3 protein-coding genes are annotated in these 22002 nt (G+C 75.1%); all 3 read left to right on the forward strand.

Annotated features, from left to right (window positions below):
- Positions 1 to 9 precede the first annotated feature (9 nt).
- The 3 genes from AB0411_RS12560 (at position 10) to AB0411_RS12570 (ending at position 21983) form a co-directional block, all read left to right on the forward strand.
- Positions 10 to 20040, forward strand: coding sequence for a non-ribosomal peptide synthase/polyketide synthase (locus AB0411_RS12560; RefSeq protein ID WP_366417247.1), 20031 nt, complete (start codon positions 10 to 12; stop codon positions 20038 to 20040).
- A 262-nt stretch (positions 20041 to 20302) separates the two neighbouring features.
- On the forward strand, positions 20303 to 20506 hold the full coding sequence (locus AB0411_RS12565) for an MbtH family protein (protein WP_366417248.1): 204 nt from the start codon (positions 20303 to 20305) through the stop codon (positions 20504 to 20506).
- Positions 20507 to 21362: 856 nt separating this feature from the next.
- Positions 21363 to 21983, forward strand: coding sequence for a GNAT family N-acetyltransferase (locus tag AB0411_RS12570; protein WP_366417249.1), 621 nt, complete (start codon positions 21363 to 21365; stop codon positions 21981 to 21983).
- Positions 21984 to 22002 lie beyond the last annotated feature (19 nt).

Here is a 22002-nt window from a genome sequence, read left to right on the forward strand (position 1 = left end):
AACGACGACATGACGTCTTCGCATTCGAAGAAGGACCGTGCCGCGGCCCTGCCCCAGGAGTTGCAGGAGGCGCTGCGCCGCCGCCTGGCGGGCCAGGCCCCGCCGGCCGCCGCCAAGGCCCGGCAGCAGATCCCGCGCGCCGACCGGTCGCAGCCCCTGCCGCTCGCCTTCGCCCAGCAGCGGCTGTGGTTCCTCGACCAGCTCCGGCCCGGCGACTCCCGCTACAACAGCGCGGTCGCCCTGCGGCTGACCGGCGCACTGGACCGGGCCGCGCTGTCCCGGGCGCTGGACGCCGTACTGGAGCGCCACGAGTCCCTGCGGACCACCTTCGACGACATCGACGGCCGGCCCGTGCAGACCGTGCACCCGGCCGCCCCCGTGCCGCTGCCGGTACGCGACCTGGCGGCGGAGCACGCCCCCGCGTCCGGCGCGGCCGACCGGACCGCAGCGCTGGACGACGCGCTGCTGGCGGAGTACTCCCGCCCCTTCGACCTGCGCACCGGTCCGCTGCTGCGGGCCCTGCTGATCCGCCTGGCCGACGACGCGCACGTCCTGCTGCTCACCGCGCACCACATCGTCACCGACGGCTGGTCCATGGGCGTGCTGCTGGACGAACTGTGCACGCTGTACGACGCCCTGGCCCACGGGGAGACCCCCGCGCTCGCCCCCGTCGCGACGCAGTACCCGGACTTCGCCGTGTGGCAGCGCGAGCGGCTGTCCGGCGCCCTGCTGGCGGAGCAGCTCTCGTACTGGGCCAAGCAGCTCGACCAGGCCGTGCCGTTGGAGCTGCCGCTCGACCGTCCCCGCAGCGGGGAGGAGGCCGGTGACGGCGCGGTCCACGCGTTCCGGGTCCCGGCGGCCACGGCGGCCCGGCTGCGGGAGGTGGCGGCGCAGCAGCACACCACGCTGTTCGCGGCGCTGATCGCCGCCTGCCAGGCGTTGTTCGCCCGCTGGTCGGGACAGGACGACATCGCCGTCGGCTCGCTGACCCCCGGTCGCGGACGCACCGAACTGGAGCGCGCGGTCGGCCTCTTCGTCAACACCGTCGTGCTGCGCGCCCCCGTCGACACCGCACGCTCCTACCGCGAGCTGCTGGACACCTCCGCCACCGCCGTCCTCGACGCCTTCGCCCACGGCGACACCCCCTTCGAGCGGCTCGTGGAGGCCGCGGGGGCGGTACGGGAAGCGGGCCGCAACCCGCTCTTCGACGTGATGGTCCTGCTCCACCCCGCCCCGCCCGCGGCCCCCGCCCTGCGCGGGATCACCGCCGGCACCGTGACCGTGCCCCGCCGCGCGGCCACCTTCGACCTGAGCGTCGAGTTCGTCCCCGACGGGGACGGACTGACCGGGTTGCTGGAGTACCGCACCGACCTCTTCGACGCGACCACCGTCGCACGGATGGCCGAACAACTGGTCCTGCTGCTCGGCGGCGTCGCGGCCGAACCCGACCGTCCGCTGGGCGAACTGTCCCTGCTGTCGGAGCGGGAACACCGCCGGCTGACCACCGAATGGAACGACACCGCACTGCCCGTCGCCCCCACCACCTACCCCGCCGTCTTCGAGGCGCAGGCGGCCCGCACCCCGCACGCCACGGCACTGGTGGCCGGGGACGCCACCCTGGACTACGCCGCCCTCAACACCCGCGCCAACCGGCTGGCCCACCACCTCATCGACCGCGGCGCCGGCCCCGAACAGCTCGTCGCGCTGCGGCTGCCGCGCACCGCCGACATGATCGTGGCGATCCTCGCCGTCCTCAAGACCGGCGCCGGGTACCTGCCGGTCGACCCCGAACTCCCCGACGAGCGGACGCGCCTGCTGCTCGACGACGCCCGGCCGGCGCTGGTGCTCGACGAGGCGGCCCTGCGCGCGGCACCGGCCGCGGCCCCCGCGCACGACCCCACCGACGCCGACCGCCGTGCCCCGCTGCGCCCCGGCCACACCGCCTACGTCATCTACACCTCCGGGTCCACCGGCCGCCCCAAGGGCGTGTGCGTGGAGCACCGTGCGCTGATGAACCTGCTGGCCGGCCACCGGCAGGGCTTCGTCGCCGAGGCCGGCGGCGGCCCCCTGCGGACCGCCCTGACCGCCTCGTTCTCCTTCGACACCTCCCTGGAGGGCCTGCTGCTGATGGCCGACGGCCACCGGCTGCACCTGGTCGACGAGGCGACCCGGCTCGACCCGGCCGCCCTGGTCGAGTACGTCGTCGAGCACCGCATCGACTTCCTCGACCTGACCCCCTCCTACCTGCGCCAGCTCCTGCCCGCCGGGCTGCTCACCGACCCGCGCCACCACCCCCGGGTGCTGATGCTCGGCGGCGAGGCCGTCGGCCCCGCGCTGTGGCGGGAACTCGCCGGCCTGGACGACGTCGCCGCCTACAACTTCTACGGTCCCACCGAGTGCACCGTCGACGCCCTGGCCTGCCGTATCGACGGCACCGCCCGTCCGGTGGTGGGCCGGCCGCTGGCCAATGTGCGCGCCCACGTCCTCGACCACCGCCTGCGGCCGGTGCCGCCCGGTGTCGGCGGCGAGCTGTACCTGGCGGGCGACCAGCTCGCCCGCGGCTATCTCCACCGGCCCGGCCTGACCGCGGCGCGGTTCGTGGCGGACCCCTTCGGGCCGCCCGGCAGCCGGATGTACCGCACCGGCGACCTGGCCCGCTGGACCGCCGACGGACGGCTCGACTACCTCGGCCGCGCCGACGACCAGGTCAAGATCCGCGGCCACCGCATCGAGCCCGGCGAGGTCGAGGCGGCGCTGCTGGACCTGCCCGCCGTCGCCGAGGCGGCGGTCGTCGCCGTCGCCGGCGAGCGCGGCCACGCCCGGCTCGCCGCCTACGTGGTGCCTGCCGCCGGAAGCGGTGCGCCGGCCGTCTCCGAGCTGCGGACGGCCCTGGGGCGCACCCTGCCGGGCCACATGGTGCCCGCCGCCTTCGTCGTCCTGGACGCCCTGCCGCTCAACACCAGCGGCAAGCTGGACCGCCGCGCGCTGCCCGCCCCCGACCTCGACGCGGCCCCGCGCGAGCGGGAGTTCGTGGCACCGCGCACCCCGGCCGAGCGGGAGCTCGCCGGGATCTGGTCCGCGGTGCTCGGCCTCGCCCAGGTGGGCGTCACCGACAACTTCTTCGAACTCGGCGGCGACTCCATCCTCAGCATCCAGGCCGTCTCCCGGGCCCGCGCCGCCGGACTGCGCCTGACCTCCCGGGACGTCTTCCTGCACCAGACCGTCGCCGAACTGGCCGCCGCCGTGGCCCTGCGCACCGCCCCGGCATCCGCACCGCAGCAGCCGCACCACGAGGGACCGGCCCCGCTCACCCCCATCCAGGAGTGGTTCTTCGCCACCCACGGACCGCGGCGCCGCTTTTGCATGTCGATGCTGCTCGACCTGCCGCACGACCTCGACCGGGACGCCCTGGAGCGCGCCCTGTACGCGGTCGCCGCCCACCACCCGGCGCTGCGCACCCGGTTCGTCTGCACCGGCGACACCTGGCGCCAGCACCCCGTCGACACCGTGGCGCCCGGCCTCCTGGCCGTCCGGGATCTGTCCCGGACCACCGGCGACGCCCGGGACGCCGCGCTCACCGAAGCGGCCGATGCCGCCCGCGCGGGCCTCGATGCCGCCACCGGCACCCTGCTGCGCGCCGTCCTGTTCCCGGCGGGTCCGGGCAGCCGGCCCCAGCTGTTCCTGACGGCCCATCACCTGGCGGTGGACAGCGTCTCCTGGCGCATCCTGCTCGCCGACCTGGAGGGCGCCTACCGCCGGGCCGCCGCGGGCGAGACGGTCCAACTGGAGCCCACCACCACGCCGTTCACCGACTGGGCCGCCCAGCTCGCCCGGCAGGTGCGGGACGGCGGACTCGACGGCGACCTGGCGTACTGGAGAGCCGAGAGCGAAGCGGTACGCACCCCGCTGCCGGTGGACCGCCCCGGCCCCGCCCACGCCGGCTCGGTCCGCACCGTACGCGCCCGCCTCGACCGCGACACCACCGAGGCCCTGCTGCGCCGGGTGCCCGGCGTCTACCGCACCCAGGTCAACGACGTCCTGCTCAGCGCGCTGGGCAGGGTGCTCGCCGACTGGGCGGGCAGCGACCGGGTGACGGTGGCCCTGGAGGGCCACGGCCGCGAGGACATCGACGCCCACGACGACCAGGACGCGCCCGGCTCCGCCGCCGACCTGTCCCGCACCGTCGGCTGGTTCACCACCCAGTACCCGGTCACCCTCACCCTGGACGCCGCCTCACCGGAGCCGGACTGGGGCGCCACGCTCAAGTCGGTGAAGGAACAGCTGCGGGCCGTCCCGCGCCGCGGCCTCGGCTACGAGGCGCTGGCCCGCCTGGGCTCACCGGACCCGGGCGCCCGCGCCCTGCGCGAACTGCCCCTGCCGCAGGTCTGCTTCAACTACCACGGCCAGTGGGAGAGCGCCCCCGGCCGGGACTTCGCACCCGCCGGCGAGGTCCCCGGCCGCGACCAGGCCGCCGACGCACCCCTCGACCACCTGCTGGACGTCTCGGCCGTGGCCGCCGACGGCGAGCTGGAACTGACCTGGCACTACAGCGACCAGGTGCACGACGAGCGCACGGTCCAGGAGCTGGCGGACGGCACGGCCCGTGCGCTGGCAGCGATCGCCGCCCACTGCGCACGGCCGGAAGCGGGCGGCCGCACCCCCTCCGACTTCCCGCTCGCCCGGCTGGACCAGGCCGGGGTGGACCGCCTGGCCGGGGACGGGCGCGCCGTCGAGGACATCCTCCCGCTCACCCCGCTCCAGGAAGGCATGCTCTTCCACCGGCTGATGGGCGGGTCGGACGACGTCTACCTCGACCAGGCCACCTTGCTGCTGGACGGCGTCGCGGACCCGCAGGCGTTCGCCCGGGCCTGGCAGCGGATCGCCGACCGCACACCGGTGCTGCGGACCTCCGTCGTCTGGGAGGACGTGCCCGTACCGCTCCAGATCGTGCACCGGTGGGCGACCGTGCCCACCGTCCACGTCGACTGGCGCGAGCTGGACGACGACCGGCAGGAAGCCGAACTCGCCCGGCTCCAGGCCGAGGACCTCGCCCGGGGCCTGGACCTCGGCACCGCGCCGCTGATGCGGCTCACCCTGATCCGGCTGCCCGGCGGCCGGCTGCGGCTGCTGTGGACCTCGCACCACCTGATCCTGGACGGCTGGAGCCTGGCGCAGGTGCTGACCGAGGTGTGCGAGGAGTACGCCGCCCTCGTCGCCGGCCAGGACCGGACAGCGCCCGTGCGCCGCCCCTTCGGCGACTATGTCCGCTGGCTGTCCGGCCGGGACGGGCGCGAGGCCGAGGAGCACTGGCGCACCGTCCTCGCGGGCTTCGCCACCCCGACGCCGCTGCCCTGCGACCGCCCGCCCCGCGAGGCCCACCGGGCCCGCTCGGCCGCGGTGGTCACCGCGAGCCTGCCCGTCGAGCTGTCCGAGGAGCTGCTGCACACCGCCCGCCGCAGCGGACTCACCCTCAACACCCTCGTCCAGGGCGCCTGGGCGCTGCTGCTGGCGCGCTACAGCGGCGAGCGGGACGTGGTGTTCGGCACCACCGTGTCCGGCCGCCCGGACTCCCTCCACGGCGTCGAGTCCATGGTGGGCATGTTCATCAACACCCTGCCCACCCGGGTACGGGTCGACCAGGACCGCACGGCCGCCGACTGGCTGCGGGACCTCCAGGACGCCCAGTCCGAGTCCCGGCGCTTCGAGGCCGTCTCGCTGGCCCAGCTGACCTCGCTCAGCGACGTCCCGGCGGGCACCGCGCTGTTCGACAGCATGGTCGCCTTTGAGAACTACCCGTTCGACGACGCCCGGACGTCCGGCGCCGGGGTGCGCATCCTCGACGTCGCCTCGCGCGATGCGACCAACTTCCCGCTCGTCCTGCGCGCCCACCACAGCGACCGCCTCGGCTTCGACCTCGCCCACGACCCGGACCTCTTCGACCCCGCCACCGCCCGCGCGCTCGCCGACCGGCTGTGCCTGCTCCTCACGGAACTCGCCGCGGGAGCGGACCGGCCGCTGCACGAACTGGCGTGGACCACCGCGGAGGAACGCCGGCGGATGCTGGTGGACTGGAACGGCACTGAGCACGGGCGGCCCGGCACCACGGTGCTGGACCTGTTCGAGGACCGGGCGGCGCGCACCCCCGACGCCCCCGCGGTCACCTGCGCGGGAAGCACCCTGTCCTACGCCGAACTCGACGCGCGGGCGGGCCGGCTGGCCCACCGGCTGGCCGAGGCGGGAGCGGGCCCGGAGCGCTTCGTGGCGCTCGCGCTGCCCCGCTCCGCGGAGACGATCGTGGCGATCGTCGCGGTGCTGAAGACCGGCGCCGCCTACCTGCCCGTCGACCCGGAGCTGCCCGAGGGCCGCATCGCCCACCTGCTCACCGACGCCGCGCCGGCCCTGCTGGTGACCACCGGGGCCGTCGCCGGACGGCTCGGGGACGCCGCCTGCCCCCGGCTGCTCCTGGACGACCCCGGCGTCCGCGCCGACCTCGAACGGCGCCCCGCCACCGGCCCGGAACCGGCCCGCCGCCCGCTGCCCGAGCACCCCGCCTACGTCATCTACACCTCCGGCTCCACCGGCCGGCCCAAGGGTGTGGTCGTCCCGCACGCCAACGTGGTGCGGCTGTTCTCCCGCACCCAGGACCGGTTCGCCTTCGACGAGCACGACGTGTGGACGCTGTTCCACTCCTACGCCTTCGACTTCTCCGTCTGGGAGATCTGGGGCGCGCTGCTGCACGGCGGCCGGCTCGTCGTCGTCCCGCACGAGGTCGCCCGCTCCCCCGAGGAGTTCCTGCGCCTGCTGGCCGACGAACGGGTCACGGTGCTCAACCAGACGCCCTCGGCGTTCTACCCCCTGATGCGCGCCGACGCCGAACACCCGGAGACCGGGGCACGGTTGGCCCTGCGACGGGTGATCTTCGGCGGTGAGGCGCTGGACCCGGGACGGCTCACCGACTGGTACGCGCGGCACCCGGACGCCGCGCCCGTCCTGGTCAACATGTACGGCATCACCGAAACCACCGTGCACGTCTCCTACGCGCCCCTCGACCGTGCCACGGTCACCGCCGCCACCGGCAGCTCCATCGGCCGTGGCATCCCCGACCTGCGCGTCCGGGTGCTCGACGGCCGCCTCGCGCCGGTTCCGCCCGGCGCCGTCGGCGAGATGTACGTGGCCGGCGAGGGCCTGGCCCGCGGCTATCTGAACCGGCCCGGCCTGACCGCCGCGCGGTTCGTGGCGGACCCGTTCGGCCCGCCCGGCACCCGCATGTACCGCACCGGCGACCGGGCCCGCTGGCGGCCCGACGGCACCCTGGAGTACCTCGGCCGGGCCGACCAGCAGGTCAAGATCCGCGGATTCCGGATCGAACCCGGCGAGATCGAGGCCGCCCTGACCGCCCACCCGGACGTCGCCGAGGCCGTGGTCGGGGTGCGCGAGGACACCCCCGGGGTGCGGCGGCTGGTGGCCCATGTCGTGGGCACCGGCCAGGGCGCCGCGCCGTCCGCCGCCGCGCTGCGCGCCCACCTGGCCCGGACCCTGCCCGCCCACATGGTGCCCGCCGCCTACGTCGCCCTGGACGCGCTGCCGCTGACCGTCAACGGCAAGCTCGACCACCGCGCCCTGCCCGCGCCCGGCCCGGACGGCTTCGCCGCCGGCGAGGACCGCACCGCACCGCGCACCGAGGCGGAGCGCCTCGTCGCCCGGGTGTGGGCCGAGGTCCTGGACGCCGGAGAGGTCGGCGCGGAGGACAGCTTCTTCGCCCTGGGCGGCGACTCGATCCTCGCCATCCGCGTCACCTCCCGCCTGCGCGCCGCCCTCGGCGCCGAGGTCTCGCCCCGGCTGCTGTTCACCCATCCCACCGTCGCCGCCCTGGCCGCCGCCCTGCCGGACCCGGCCACCGCCCGACGGGCACCGGACGACGCGATCCCCGCGGCCGACCGCACCGCCGCACTGCCGCTGTCGTTCCCCCAGCAGCGCCTGTGGTTCCTGGACACCTTCGAGCCGGACAGCACCGCCTATGTGACCTTCTTCGTGCTGCGCCTGCGCGGCCCCCTCGACGAAGCGGCCCTGCGCACCGCCCTGGACGCCCTGGTGGCCCGGCACGAACCGCTGCGCACCACCTTCGCCGAACAGGACGGCCACGCCCGCCAGCACGTCCACGCCCCCCGGGCGACCGACCTGCCGCTGGACGACCTGTCCACCGTCCCGGCCCACGCCCGCGACGGCGCACTCGACGCGCTGCTGGCCCGCGAGGGCGCCCTCCCGTTCGACCTGGGCAACGGGCCGCTGCTGCGGACCCGGCTGGTCCGGCTCACCGCCGACGAGCACGTCCTGACCCTGGCCATGCACCACATCGTCACCGACGGCTGGTCCACCGCCGTGCTCGGCCGGGACCTGGGCGAGCTCTACGCCGCCGCCCTCCAGGACCGCCGCCCCGACCTGCCCGAACTGCCGCTCCAGTACGCCGACTACGCGGCCTGGCAGCGGGCCCGCGCGGCCGACGCCGGCGACGTGCAGCTCGCCTACTGGCAGCGGAAGCTGTCCGATGTGGCGCCGCTGGAGCTGCCCACCGACCGGCCGCGGCCCGCCGTCCGCACCGAGAACGGCGCGCTGCTGGAGTTCTCCCTGCCCGCCGCGCTGACCGACCGGCTGCGGGAGACCGGCCGCCGCGCCGACGCCACCCTCTACATGACCCTGCTCGCGGCCTGCAAGGTGCTGCTCGCCCGCTGGGCCGGCCAGGAGGACGTCGCGGTCGGCACCGTCGCCTCCGGACGCGAACGTCCCGAACTGGAGCACCTGGTCGGGATGTTCGTGAACACCCTGGTGCTGCGCAGCCGGGTGCCCGGCGACCTGCCGTTCACCGCGCTGCTGTCCGAGGTGCGCGCCACCGTCCTGGACGCGTTCGCCCACCAGGACGTGCCCTTCGAGCAGCTCGTCGATGTGCTCCAGCCCGAACGTGACACCAGCCGCACCCCCCTCTTCCAGGTCATGGTGGCCCTGCACAACCTGGGCGGCGAGGCACCGCACCTGCCGGGCCTCGACGTCGAGACCGTCCAGCCGCCCGGCCGGCACGCCGCCTTCGACCTCGGCTTCGACTTCGTGGAGCGCGACGGCGGCCTCACCGGCTACGTCGAGTACAACACCGACCTGTTCGACGCGGACACCGTCGAGCGGGCGACCGCCCGGCTGCGCCTGCTGCTGGAAGCGGTCGCGGACGACCCCGCCCGCACGGTCGGCGACCTGCCGCTGCTGTCCGGTGCCGAGCGGCGCCAGATGCAGGAGGAGTGGCAGGGCGAGACCCTGCCCGTCCCGGACCGGACGTTCGTGGACCTCTTCGAGGCGCAGGCGGCGCGCACCCCGCACGCCACCGCCCTGGTGGCCCGGGACGCCACCCTCGACTTCGCCACCCTCAACGACCGCGCCAACCGGCTGGCCCACCACCTCATCTCCCTCGGCGTCGGCCCGGAGCGGGTGGTCGCCGTGCAGCTGCCGCGCACCTCGGACATGCTGGTGGCGCTCCTCGCCGTCCTCAAGGCCGGCGGCACCCAGCTGTCCCTCGACCCCGAACTCCCCGCCGAACGCCGCGCGTTCCTGCTCTCGGACGCCGCACCGCGGACCGTCCTGACGGCCGACGTGCTGCGCGACGTCCCCCTGGAGCGGCAGCCCGGCCACAACCCCACCGACGCCGACCGCACTTCGCCGCTGTACGGCGCCCACACCGCGTACCTCAACTACACCTCCGGCTCCACCGGCCGGCCCAAGGGCGTCGCCGTCGAACACCGCCAGCTCGTCAACCTCTGCCACGACCACCTGGCCGGGCTCGTCACCCCGCACACCACCGACGGCCGGCCGCTGCGCTTCGCGCTGAGCGCCGCCTTCTCCTTCGACACCTCGTGGGAGGGCCCGCTGCTCCTGGCCCTGGGCCAGGAGGTCCACCTCGTCGACGAGGACGTGCGCCTGGACCCGGCGGCCTTCGTCCGCCAGGTCGCCGAAAACCGCCTGGACTGCGTCAATGTGACACCGTCCTTCCTGCACGAGCTGCTGGCCGCCGGGCTGCTCACCGGCGACCACCACCGCCCCCGCCTCGTCATGGTCGGCGGCGAGGCCGTCGGCGCCCCGCTGTGGCGGGAGCTGCGGGAGACCGAGGGCGTCACCGCGTACAACGTCTACGGGCCCACCGAGTGCACCGTCGACGCCGTGTACGGCCCCTTCGCCGGCGACGCCGGGCGTCCCGTGATCGGCCGCCCGGGCCGCAACCTGCGCGCCCATGTGCTCGACGGCGCCCTGCGGCCGGTCCCGGTCGGGGTGCCGGGCGAGCTGTACCTCGCCGGCGCCCAGGTCACCCGCGGCTACCTGGGACGCCCCGGGCTCACCGCCGGGCGCTTCGTCGCCGACCCGTTCGGCCCGCCCGGCACCCGGATGTACCGCACCGGCGACCGTGCGCGCTGGGACCGGCACGGGCAACTGGAGTACCTGGGCCGCACCGACGAACAGGTCAAGATCCGGGGCTTCCGCATCGAACCCGGCGAGATCGAGGCCGCCCTGCTCGGCGACCCCGCGGTGGCCGACGCCGTGGTGGTGGCCGCCGACCACGCGGGACGGGCCCGGCTGGTGGCCTACGTGGTGCCCGCCGGGTCGCAGCCGCCCGCGGCCGAGGAGCTGCGGGTCCGGCTGCGCCGCACCCTGCCGGACTACATGGTCCCCGCGGTGTTCGTCCCCCTGGACCGGATCCCCAGGACCAGCAGCGGCAAGACCGACCGGCGCGCCCTGCCCGCGCCCCCCGCCCAGCCCGACACCACGACCCCGTACACGGCTCCGCGCACCGACACCGAGACCTGCCTCGCCGGCATCTGGGCGGAGGTGCTGGGCGCCCCCCGGGTCGGCGTCGAGGACAACTTCTTCGCCCTGGGCGGCGACTCGATCCTCAGCATCCAGATCGTCTCCCGGGCCCGCCGGGCCGGACTCGGCCTCACCTCCAAGGACGTCTTCCGCCACCAGACGATCGCCGAACTCGCCCTGCGCACCGCCGCCGTGGGCCCGCCGCCCGCCGACGGCACCGCGGCGCCGGCCGGCCCCGCGCCGCTCACCCCCATCCAGCACTGGTACCTCGACGACCGCCGGCCCGGGGACGCGCTGCGCTTCACCATGACCAACCGGCTGGAGCTGGCCCCGCACAGCGACGAGACGGCGCTGCGGCACGCGGCCGCCGCCCTGGTGGCCCACCACGAGGCGCTGCGCACCCGCTTCCGCCGCACCGACGGCACCTGGCACCAGGAGGTGCTGCCGGCCGCCCCCGGGGACGTCTTCGCGCGCCACGACCTGACCGGCCTCGACGCTCCCGGCCGGGAGGAGGCCGTCCAGCACGCGACCGCCGCCGCCCAGTCCTCCTTGGACGTCACCGAGGGCCGGGTCGTACAGGTCCTGTACTTCGACTGCGGGCCCGACGTCCCCGCCCAACTCGTCGTCACGGCACACCACTTGGTGGTCGACGGGGTCTCCTGGCGCATCCTGCTCGGCGACCTGGAGGCCGCCTACCGCGACGCCGCCGCCGGCCGGCCGCCCGCCCTCGCCCCGGCGAGCAGCGGCTACGGACACTGGGCGGCCCGGCTGGAGCGGCACGCCCGCTCGGGCGCCCTCGACGGCGACCTGGCGTACTGGACCCGGGCCTGCCGGGCCCCGGCCGGCCTCCCCGCCGACCGGCCGGGCGGCAACACCCACGGCACCGCCGCCACCCTCACCGTCAGCCTGGGCCGCGCCGAGACCGACGCCCTGCTGCGCCAGGTCCCCGACGTCTACCGCACCCAGGTCAACGACGTCCTGCTCAGCGCCCTCGGCCGCACCCTGACCCGCTGGAGCGGCCAGGACACCGTCCTGATCGGCGTGGAGGGCCACGGCCGCGAGGACCTCTTCGACGAGCTGGACCTCTCCCGCACCGTCGGCTGGTTCACCGCCGAGTTCCCGCTCGCGCTGTCCGTCACCCCGGACGCGGACTGGCGCGACACCGTCCGGTCCGTCAAGGAGCAGCTGCGCGCCGTGCCGCTGCGCGGCCTGAGCTACGGCGCGCTGCGCCACCTCCTGCCGCAGAGCCCGCTGCCCGACGCACCGGCGCCGTGCATCGGCTTCAACTACCACGGACAGTGGGACATCGCGGCAGCCGGCCGCCCCGACGACGACGGTCTCTACCGGGCCGCCCTGCCGCCCGCCGGCCAGGACACCGACCCCGACGAGACCCGCACCTACCTGCTCGACGTGACCGGCGTGGTCCAGGACGGCCGGCTCGAACTCGGCTGGACCTACCCGCCGGAGAGGTACGACGAGGCCACCGTCCGCCGCCTCGCCGAGGACACCGTCGCGGCGCTCACCGAGATCGTCGCGCACTGCGCGCTGCCGGAGACCGGCGGCCGCACCCCGTCCGACTTCCCGCTCGCCGGGCTCGACCAGCACCAGGTGGACCTGATCGCGGGCGACGGACGGGACGTGGCGGACATCCATCCGCTCACCCCGCTGCAGGCCGGCATGCTCTTCCACGGGCTGGTCGACTCGGCGGGCGCCTACTTCGACCAGATGGCGGTCCGGATCGCCGGCGTCGCCGACCCGCGGGCCTTCGCCGCGGCCTGGCAGCGGGTCGCCGACCACACCCCGGCGCTCCGCAGCAGCGTCCGCTGGCAGGGCCTGCCCCAACCGGTGCAGGTCGTGCACCACCGCGCCGCCCTGCCCGTCGCCCACCACGACTGGCGGACCCTGACCCCAGCCGAGCGCGACCGTGCCCTCGGCCGGCTGCTCGCCGAGGACCGGGCGGCCGGGATGGACGTGACCACCGCCCCGCTGAGCCGGATCACGGTGGCCGCCCTGCCCGCCGACGAGGTCCTGTTGGTGTGGTCCTCGCACCACCTGATGCTCGACGGCTGGAGCACCGGAGCGCTCTTCGCCGACGTGTGTGCGCAGTACGCGGCGACGGTCGACGAACGCACCGTCCGCCCGCCGGCCCGCCGCCCGTTCCGCGACTTCCTGCAGTGGCTGGCACAGCAGGACGAGGCGGAGGCCGAGCGGCACTGGACCGGCACCCTCGCCGGGTTCACCGCCCGCACCCCGCTGCCCTACGACCGGCCGCCCGTCGAGGCGCACCGCGCCCGGTCGGACGCGCTGGTGCACATGGAGCTCGCCCCCGAGGTCTCCGACCGGCTGCGCGAGACCGCCGGGCGCAACGGCCTGACCGTCAACACGGTGGTGCAGGGCGCCTGGGCGCTGCTGCTGGCGCGCTACAGCGGCCGTCAGGACGTGGTGTTCGGCACCACGGTCTCGGGCCGCCCGGCCGAACTGCCGGGCGTGGAGTCCATGATCGGCATGTTCATCAACACCGTGCCGACCCGCGCCCACGCCGAGGGCGGCCGGGGCGTCCTGCCCTGGCTGCGCGACCTCCAGGCCCAGCAGAGCGAATCGCGGCGCTTCGACTTCGTCTCCCTGGCCCGCATCCAGACCCTGAGCGAACTCCCGCCGGGCGAGGCGCTGTTCGACAGCATGGTGGTGTTCGAGAACTACCCCTTCGACGAGGCGGCCGCCGCCGACGCGGGCATCCGTATCCGGGACGTACGCGCCGAGGACGCCACCAACTTCCCGCTGTGCCTGCGCGCCTACCTCGCCGACCGCCTCGGCTTCGACCTCGCCTATGACGGGGCGCTGTTCGACCGTACGACGGTGGAGCGGGCCGCGGCCCACCTGGAGGCCCTGCTGACCGCGGTCGCCGACGGTACCGACCGCTCCCTGGACGACCTGGGCCTGCTCACCGCCGCCGACCGCGCGGTCCTGCACCGGTGGAACACCGCCGCACGCCCCGCCGTGGGCGGGTCGCCGGTGGACCTGTTCGCCGACCAGGCGCGCCGCACCCCGGACGCGGTCGCCCTCGCCGAGGTGGACGGCCAAGAGGTGACGTACCGCCAACTGGCCGACTGGTCGGACCGGGTGGCCGCCCGGCTCCGGGCGGACGGCCTGGCCCCCGAGAGCCGGGTCGCCCTGCTGATGGACCGCTCGGCCGCCCTCGTGGTGGCCCAGCTGGCGGTGCTCAAGGCCGGCGGTGTGTATGTGCCCGTGGACGGCCGCGCCCCCGAGGAGCGCCGGCGGATGCTGCTCGACCAGGCGGGAGCCACGGCCCGGTTGACCGCCGAGGACGTGACCGCCGCCCGCAGCGCCGCACCGGCCGCCGCGCCCGCTCTGCCGCCCGCCGACCCCGACCGGCTCGCCTACGTGATGTTCACCTCCGGGTCGACCGGCACCCCCAAGGCCGTGGGGGTGCGCCACCGCGACGTGGCGGCGCTCGCCACCGACAGCCGCTTCACCGGCCCCGGCTGCGCACGGGTCCTGCTGCACTCCCCGGTGGCCTTCGACGCCGCCACCTTCGAGGTCTGGGCGCCGCTGCTGAACGGCGGACGCGTCGTGGTGGCCCCGCCGGGCGCCGTGGACGCGGCCCTGCTGCGGCGGCTGGCCGCCGGGGGAGAGGTGACGGCCCTGTGGCTGACGGCCGGCCTCTTCCGGCTGCTGGCCCAGGACGCGCCCGGCTGCTTCGACGGGCTGCACCAGGTGTGGACCGGCGGCGACGTGGTCCCGGCCGCCGCCGTGCGCCGGGTACTGGCCGCCTGCCCCGCCCTGACCGTGGTGGACGGCTACGGACCGACCGAGACCACCACCTTCGCGACCTCCTTCGCCATGACCGACGCCGCCGCGGTCCCGGACACCGTCCCCATCGGCCACCCGCTGGACGACATGCGCGTCCATGTCCTCGACGCCCGGATGCGGCCCGTGCCGCCGGGCACCGCGGGCGAACTCTTCCTGGCGGGCGAGGGCGTGGCCCGCGGCTACCTCGGCCGCCCCGGCGCGACCGCGGACCGCTTCGTCGCCGATCCCTCCGGGCCGCCCGGCGGCCGGATGTACCGCACCGGGGACCTGGCCCGCCGACGGCTCGACGGCACGGTGGAGTTCCTCGGCCGCGCCGACGACCAGGTCAAGATCCGGGGCTTCCGGGTCGAACCCGGCGAGGTGGAAGGCGTGCTGGCCGCCCACCCCGGCGTCGCGGACGTGGCGGTGGTGGCCCGCGAGGAACGGCCCGGGGCCAAGCGCCTGGTCGCCTATGTGGTCGGGCACGACGGCCTCGACACCGAGGCGCTGCGCGCCCACGCCCGGCAGACGCTGCCCGACTACCTGGTCCCCACCGCCTTCGTCCCGCTGACGGCGCTGCCGCTCAGCACCAACGGCAAGGTGGACCGGGCGGCCCTGCCCGCACCCGGCACCGGCACCGACCGGCCCGCGCCGGTCGCCCCGCGCACCGAGGCTGAACGCCGCACGGCCGCGATCTGGGCCGAGGTGCTCGGCGTGCCGGACGTCGGCGTGGAGGACGACTTCTTCGCGCTCGGCGGCGACTCGATCCTGAGCATCCGCCTCACGTCACGACTGGCGGAGGCCTTCGGGACCGACCTCACCCCGCGGGCGGTCTTCACCCACCCGACCCCGGCCGGGCTCGCCGCCCTCCTGACGCAAGGGGAGCAGGCCCCCGCGGGGCAGGGCGCCATCCTCCCGGCACCCCGGGACACCGCACCGCCGCTGTCCTTCGCCCAGCAACGCCTGTGGTTCCTCGACGCGTTCGCGCCCGGCAGCACCGAGTACATCACCCCGCTGGCACTGCGCCTGCGCGGCCGCCTCGACACCGCCGCGCTCGGCGCCGCCCTGACCGCGCTGGCGGCCCGGCACGAGTCGCTGCGCACCACCTTCGACTCCGAGGACGGCCAGGGCATCCAGGTCGTCCACCCGCCCCAGGACGTGCCGCTGCCGCTGCACGACCTGTCGGCACTGCCCGCCGGCGAGCGCACGGCGCGGCTCGAACAGCTGCTGGCCGAGGACCGCACCCGCCCCTTCGACCTGCGCCAAGGACCCCTGCTGAGGGCCCAGCTGATCCGGCTGGCGGACGACGCACACGTCCTGACGCTGACCTTGCACCACATCATCACCGACGGCTGGTCGACCGCGGTCCTCACCGGCGACCTGGCCCACCTCTACCGGGCCGCGCTCGGCGCCACCACGGCCGAACTGCCGCCGCTGCCCGTGCAGTACGCCGACGTCGCCCACTGGCAGCGCACCGCGCACGGCGCGGCCGCCGAGGAGCAACTGCGGTACTGGCAGCAGCGCCTGACCGGCGTCGAACCGCTGAACCTGCCCACCGACCGGCCCCGTCCGGCCGTACAGACCAGGAACGGCGCGACGGCCCCGCTCGTCCTGCCGCCCGAAACGGCCCGCCGGCTGGCGGAGTTCGGCCGGGCCCGGCAGACCACCCTGTTCACCACGCTGATCGCCGCCGCCCAGACCCTCTTCGCCCGCCTGTCCGGACAGCGCGACATCGCCGTGGGAACCGTCACCTCGGGCCGCGACCGCGCCGAGACCCAGCGCCTGATCGGCTTCTTCGTCAACACGCTGGTGCTGCGCTCGACCGTCGACCCCGACACGGACTTCCCCGCGTTCCTGGCACAGGTGCGGGAGACGGTGCTCGACGCCTTCGCCCACCAGGACGTGCCGTTCGAGCAGGTGGTGGACGAGGTCCAGCCCGTACGCGACACCAGCCGCACCCCGCTCTTCCAGGCCATGGTCGTGCTCCAGAACGCGCCCGGAGCGGCCCTGGACCTGCCCGGCCTCGACGTGAGCGACATCGAGCCGGACACCCACCACGCGGGCTTCGACATCACCCTGGAGTTCGCCGAGACCGAATCCGGCGCCCTGCACGGGCTGCTCACCTACAACACCGACCTGTTCGACGACGCCACCGCCCAGCGGATGGCCGACCAGCTCACCACGCTGCTGACCGGCATCGCCGAGGACCCGCACCGCCCCGTCGGCGCCCTGCCGCTCGCCCCGGACGACGCGCTGCGCCGCCTGCTGGCCCACGGCAGCGGCACCGCCCGTCCGGTGCCCGCGGCCACCCTGCCCGAGCTGTTCCAGCGGCAGGCGGCCCGTACACCCGATGCGCCGGCGCTGATCGACGGCACCCGCGAGCTGACGTACGCGGAACTGGAGCGCGCGGCCAACCGGCTGGCGCACCACCTGATCGGCCGCGGGGTCGGTCCCGAGAGCGTGGTGGCGCTGGCGCTGCCCCGCTCGGCGGAGACGGTGGTGGCCCAACTCGCCGTCACCAAGGCCGGCGGCGCCTTCCTGCCCGTGGACCCGGCCTATCCGGCCGAGCGGCGGGACTTCATGGTGCGCGACGCGGGCGCCGCCATGGTCCTCGACGACCCCGCCGGCATCTGGCGCACGGAAGGACCCGACACCGCGCCCACCGACGCGGACCGGCGGGTGCCGCTGACGGACGCCCACCCCGCCTACGTCATCTACACCTCCGGCTCCACCGGCACCCCCAAGGCCGTGGTGGTCGCACACACCGGACTCGCCCCGTTCGCCGCGGCCGCCGCCGCCCGGTACGCGGTGCGCGCGGGGGACCGGGTCCTCCAGTTCGCCTCGCCCAGCTTCGACGCCTCCGTCCTGGAGCTGTGCGTCTCCCTGCTGGCCGGGGCGACGCTGGTCACGGGCGAGGAGGGGCCGCTGGTCGGCGACCGGCTGGCCCAGGTGCTCGACGAGCGGCGGATCACCCACGCCCTCGTCCCGCCCGCCGCCCTGGCCACCGTGCCGCCCGGGACCGCCGGCGCCCTGCCGCACCTGCGCACCCTGATCGTCGGCGCCGAGGCCTGCCCCGCCGACCTGGTGGAGCGCTGGGCCCCCGGCCGCCGGATGATCAACTCCTATGGCCCGACCGAGGCGACGGTGGTGTCCACCTGGACCGGCCCGCTGGCCCCGGAAGCCGGCGCCCCGCCCATCGGCCGCCCCCTCGGCACCAGCCGGGCCTACGTCCTGGACGCCGCCCTGCGCCCCGTACCGGTCGGGGTGACCGGTGAGCTGTACGTCGCCGGGCCCGGACTCGCCCGCGGCTACCTGGCACGCCCCGGACTGACCGCGGGCCGGTTCGTCGCCGACCCGTTCGGCGCCCCCGGCGAGCGGATGTACCGCACCGGCGACCTGGTGCGCTGGGGCGCCGACGGCGACCTGCGCTACGCCGGACGCGCCGACGACCAGGTCAAGGTGCGCGGCTTCCGCATCGAGCCCGGCGAGATCGAGAGCGCGCTGCGGCGCAGCCCGCACGTACGGGACGCGGTGGTCGCGGTACGCGCCGCGGCCGGTCAACACCCCACCGGCCCCGCACGGTTGGTCGCCTACGTGGTCCCCGCCGACGGCACCCCGCAGCCGCTGCCCGTCCCGGAGGTGCGCGACCACCTGGCCCGGCTCCTGCCCGCGCACATGGTCCCGTCGGTCTTCGTCCCCCTGGACCGGCTGCCGCTCACCCCGAACGGCAAGACCGACCGGCGCGCCCTGCCCGACCCCGACCCGGCATCATCCGGCACCACCGGCCCGCACATCGCACCGCGCACCGACACCGAACGCCGGATCGCCCAGATCTGGGCCGACGTCCTCGGCCTCGACACCGTCGGCGCCGACGACAACTTCTTCGACCTCGGCGGCGACTCCATCCTGAGCATGCAGGTGGTGTCCCGGCTGCGCCGGGCCGGCCTGCACCTGGCCACCAAGGACCTGTTCACCCACCAGACGGTGGCGGAACTGGCCACCGTCGTCACCACCGGAGCGGACCGGACCGACAGCGGCCCGGTGACCGGCGACCTGCCGCTCACCCCCATCCAGCAGTGGTTCCTTGCCACTCCCCGAGCCAACCACCACCACTTCAACCAGTCGGCGCTGCTCGAACTCGACGGTGCCCCCGACCCGGCCGCCCTCCACGCGGCGCTGGCCGCCCTGCTGGAGCACCATGACGCACTGCGCATGCGGTTCACCGAGGACGGCGGCGGCTGGCGCCAGCAGAACCCGCCGCCCGCGGAGCCGGACGGCCTCCTCGTCCGGCACGACCTGACCGGTCTGCCGTCCGACGAGGCCGACACGGCCATGGAGAAGGCCGCCGACGACCTGCACTCCGGCTTCGACATCGGCCAGGGCCCGCTGCTGCGCGCGGCGCTGTTCACCGGCGACCCGGACCGCCCGGCCTTCCTGCTCCTGGTGGCCCACCACCTGGTCGTCGACGCGGTGTCCTGGCGCATCCTGCTGGACGACCTGGAGACCGCCTACCAGCAGGCCGCGGCGGGGAGCGCCGTCACGCTCGACGAGCGCACCACCGCCTTCCGGGACTGGGCCAGGGGCCTGGCCGCCCATGTCGCCGAAGGCGGGCTGGACCACGAACTCCCGTACTGGGAAGAGGCGGTGACCTCCGCCCCGCTGCCCGTCGACCATGACACCGACACCCCGTCGGGCGCGTCCCGCACGGTCTCCGTGACCCTCGACGAGGCGGACACCACGGCGCTGCTGCGCGCCGCCCCCACCGCCTACCGCACCCGCATCAACGACGTCCTGCTGGCCGCCCTGGCCCTGGCGCTGGCGCGCTGGACCGGCCAGGAGCGGGTCTGCGTCGACCTCGAAGGACACGGCCGTGAGGACGTCCTGGAGGGCGTGGACCTCTCGCGCACCGTCGGCTGGTTCACCACCGTCTACCCGGTCGGCCTCCAGGTCCCCGACCCCGCGGACCTCGGTCCCTCCCGGGACTGGCGGGCCCTGGTCAAATCGGTCCGGCGCCAGCTGCGCGCCGTCCCCGGCAACGGGCTCGGCTTCGGCGCCCTGCGCACCCACGGCCCCGCCGAGGTGCGCGAGCGCCTGGACCGCACCGGCCGCGGGCAGGTCGTGTTCAACTACCTGGGCCAGTGGGACGCGCGGCCCGGCGGCTCGGACGGCACGCTCGTCCGTGCCGAGCACGGTTCCTTCGGCCAGGACCACGACCCCCGCGACGGCGGCTCCCACCTGCTGGAGGCCGTCGGCGCGGTGCAGGACGGCCGGCTCGCCTTCACCTGGCACTACCGCCCCGACATCCACGAGGAGGCGACCGTACGGGCGGTGGCCGACGACTTCGCCGAGGCCCTGCGCCGGATCGCCCGGCACGCCAGGGACGGCGCATGAGGGGCCCGGCGGCCGGGCCGCCGCCGCCGGCCTCGCACCGCGTACGGCGGATTGCCGAAAAACGCCCCGTGCACCGGCCGTTGACGGCAGCCTGAAGGAGATCAACCGCCCGGCCGGCGCCCCCGGCCGCACCACCTGACCGCCCGGCCCGAGCCCGCACCCCGACCGCACGCCGTGGCTCACCGCCACCCGACGAACCCGCCCCGCCCGACCGACCAGATCCGCCCGATCAACAAGTCAACCCACGATGGGAGAGCGTGACATGGACGAGAACGCCCGCTACCAGGTGCTGCGCAACGACGAGGACCAGTACTCGCTGTGGCTGGCCGACCTGGAGGTCCCCGACGGCTGGCACGCCGTGGGCAAGGAGGGCACCCAGGACGAGTGCTCCGCCTATGTCGACGAGGTCTGGACCGACATGCGCCCCCGCAGCCTGCGCGAGCGCATGGACCACGCCGCCTCCTGACCGGTCCTCCCGCAGGGCCTCGGCCGCCGCCGCGCCCTGCCCCCTCCCGCACCACCACCGTGCGGGCCGCGACACGGCCACCGGCCGGCGCGGCCCGCACGGCCCGTTCACCGCCTGTCTCTTGGCGCCGTACCCTTCCCGGGCGTGGAGCCGCCGTGCCCCGCCCAGCGGTCGCCGCGCCGTGCACCGCGCTGCCCCGCCCGGCCGTGTGCCCCGGCCCGCCGCCGAACCCTCTCCGCGCCGCCCGGCCGCCTGGCGCCCCTTGGTGACGTGGCCCGGCCGCCGGTGAGTCCTCGCTGCTCACCGCCGCCGTGAACGTCGTCCCGTCGCCGCTTCCCCTTTCCCGCCCGGCCATCGCCGGCGCAGCCCCGCGGCATGCGTCCCGTTGTCCACGGAAAATGGCAGGGTACGCCTTAATTACCTGGCATATCGGATTTGGCGCCAGGTAGTGACGATAGGGCGTTATTACGCTATACCAGTGACATGCGCCGCACAGGCCGGATGCCTGGGAGCGGAGTTCAAGACTTTTACGGGGTGAGGGAACTGCGGATCGCGGGGGATTTTCTCAGTGGCCGGTCCGTGACCCGGGCCTGTTTCGCCTGGCCGGAGCGCCGGGGACCGCTCCGTTCCGTCATCGGGCCGCGGCGGCGGTCGACGGCATGACGGGGTAACTGCCGCCGCGCAGTGCGGAGTTCGCACGAGATCACGCACTTTCCCACATGCCCGGACACGGCCTGCGCCGCGCCCGACTCATGACCGGCGCATTCCCGGAAGTCGACCCCTTCTGTTTGCGCGCCCGCATTGCCTTTCACCCCACCTGGATCACTTGTGCTTTCCCATGAGAAGGGACCTTGGAATGACCCCGATCTTGCGTACCGAGCGACTGGTTCTTTCGCCCTACCGGCCCGAGGACGAGGATGTCTTCGTGACCCTGCTCGGCGATGAAGAGGTCTGCCGCTGGATGGGCCAGGACCGCGTACCCGAAGAAGAGATCCGGGGCATTTTCCAAGCGATTCTCCACGAGATCTATGGAAAGAACCTGTTCGACGTGTGGGCCGTGTGGTCCGACGGTGTCTATGTGGGACACGCGGAGATCAAGAAGACGGGCAATGTCGACGGCTACGAGATGGTCGCCGCCCTGATCAAGGAGAGCCGGGGGAGGGGCGTGGGCAACGAATTGGTGCGCGGTCTGCTGCGCTACGCCGCCGACACCCTGCAACTCGACGAGGTCTACGGAATGGTGGGCGCCGAGAACGCCGCCAGCCTGGCCCTGGGCAAGAAACTGGGATTCACCCACGTCCGCGATGTCGTCGGGGACGACGGCACGGTGACGAAGATGCTGGTCCTCCCCACCGGCAGCAGCCGGTCCCCGGGCGCCAGCCCGTCTCCGAGCACCGTCCCTTCCCTGGACGGCGTCCCCTCCCAGGACAACAGCCCTTCACCGGGCGCCGGCCCTTCCGCCGTGTCGGTGGGCTGAGCGCCCCGGATGCCCCGTC

It is taken from the genome of Streptomyces angustmyceticus (assembly GCF_040701845.1).
In the GTDB taxonomy this organism is placed as follows: domain Bacteria; phylum Actinomycetota; class Actinomycetes; order Streptomycetales; family Streptomycetaceae; genus Streptomyces; species Streptomyces angustmyceticus_A.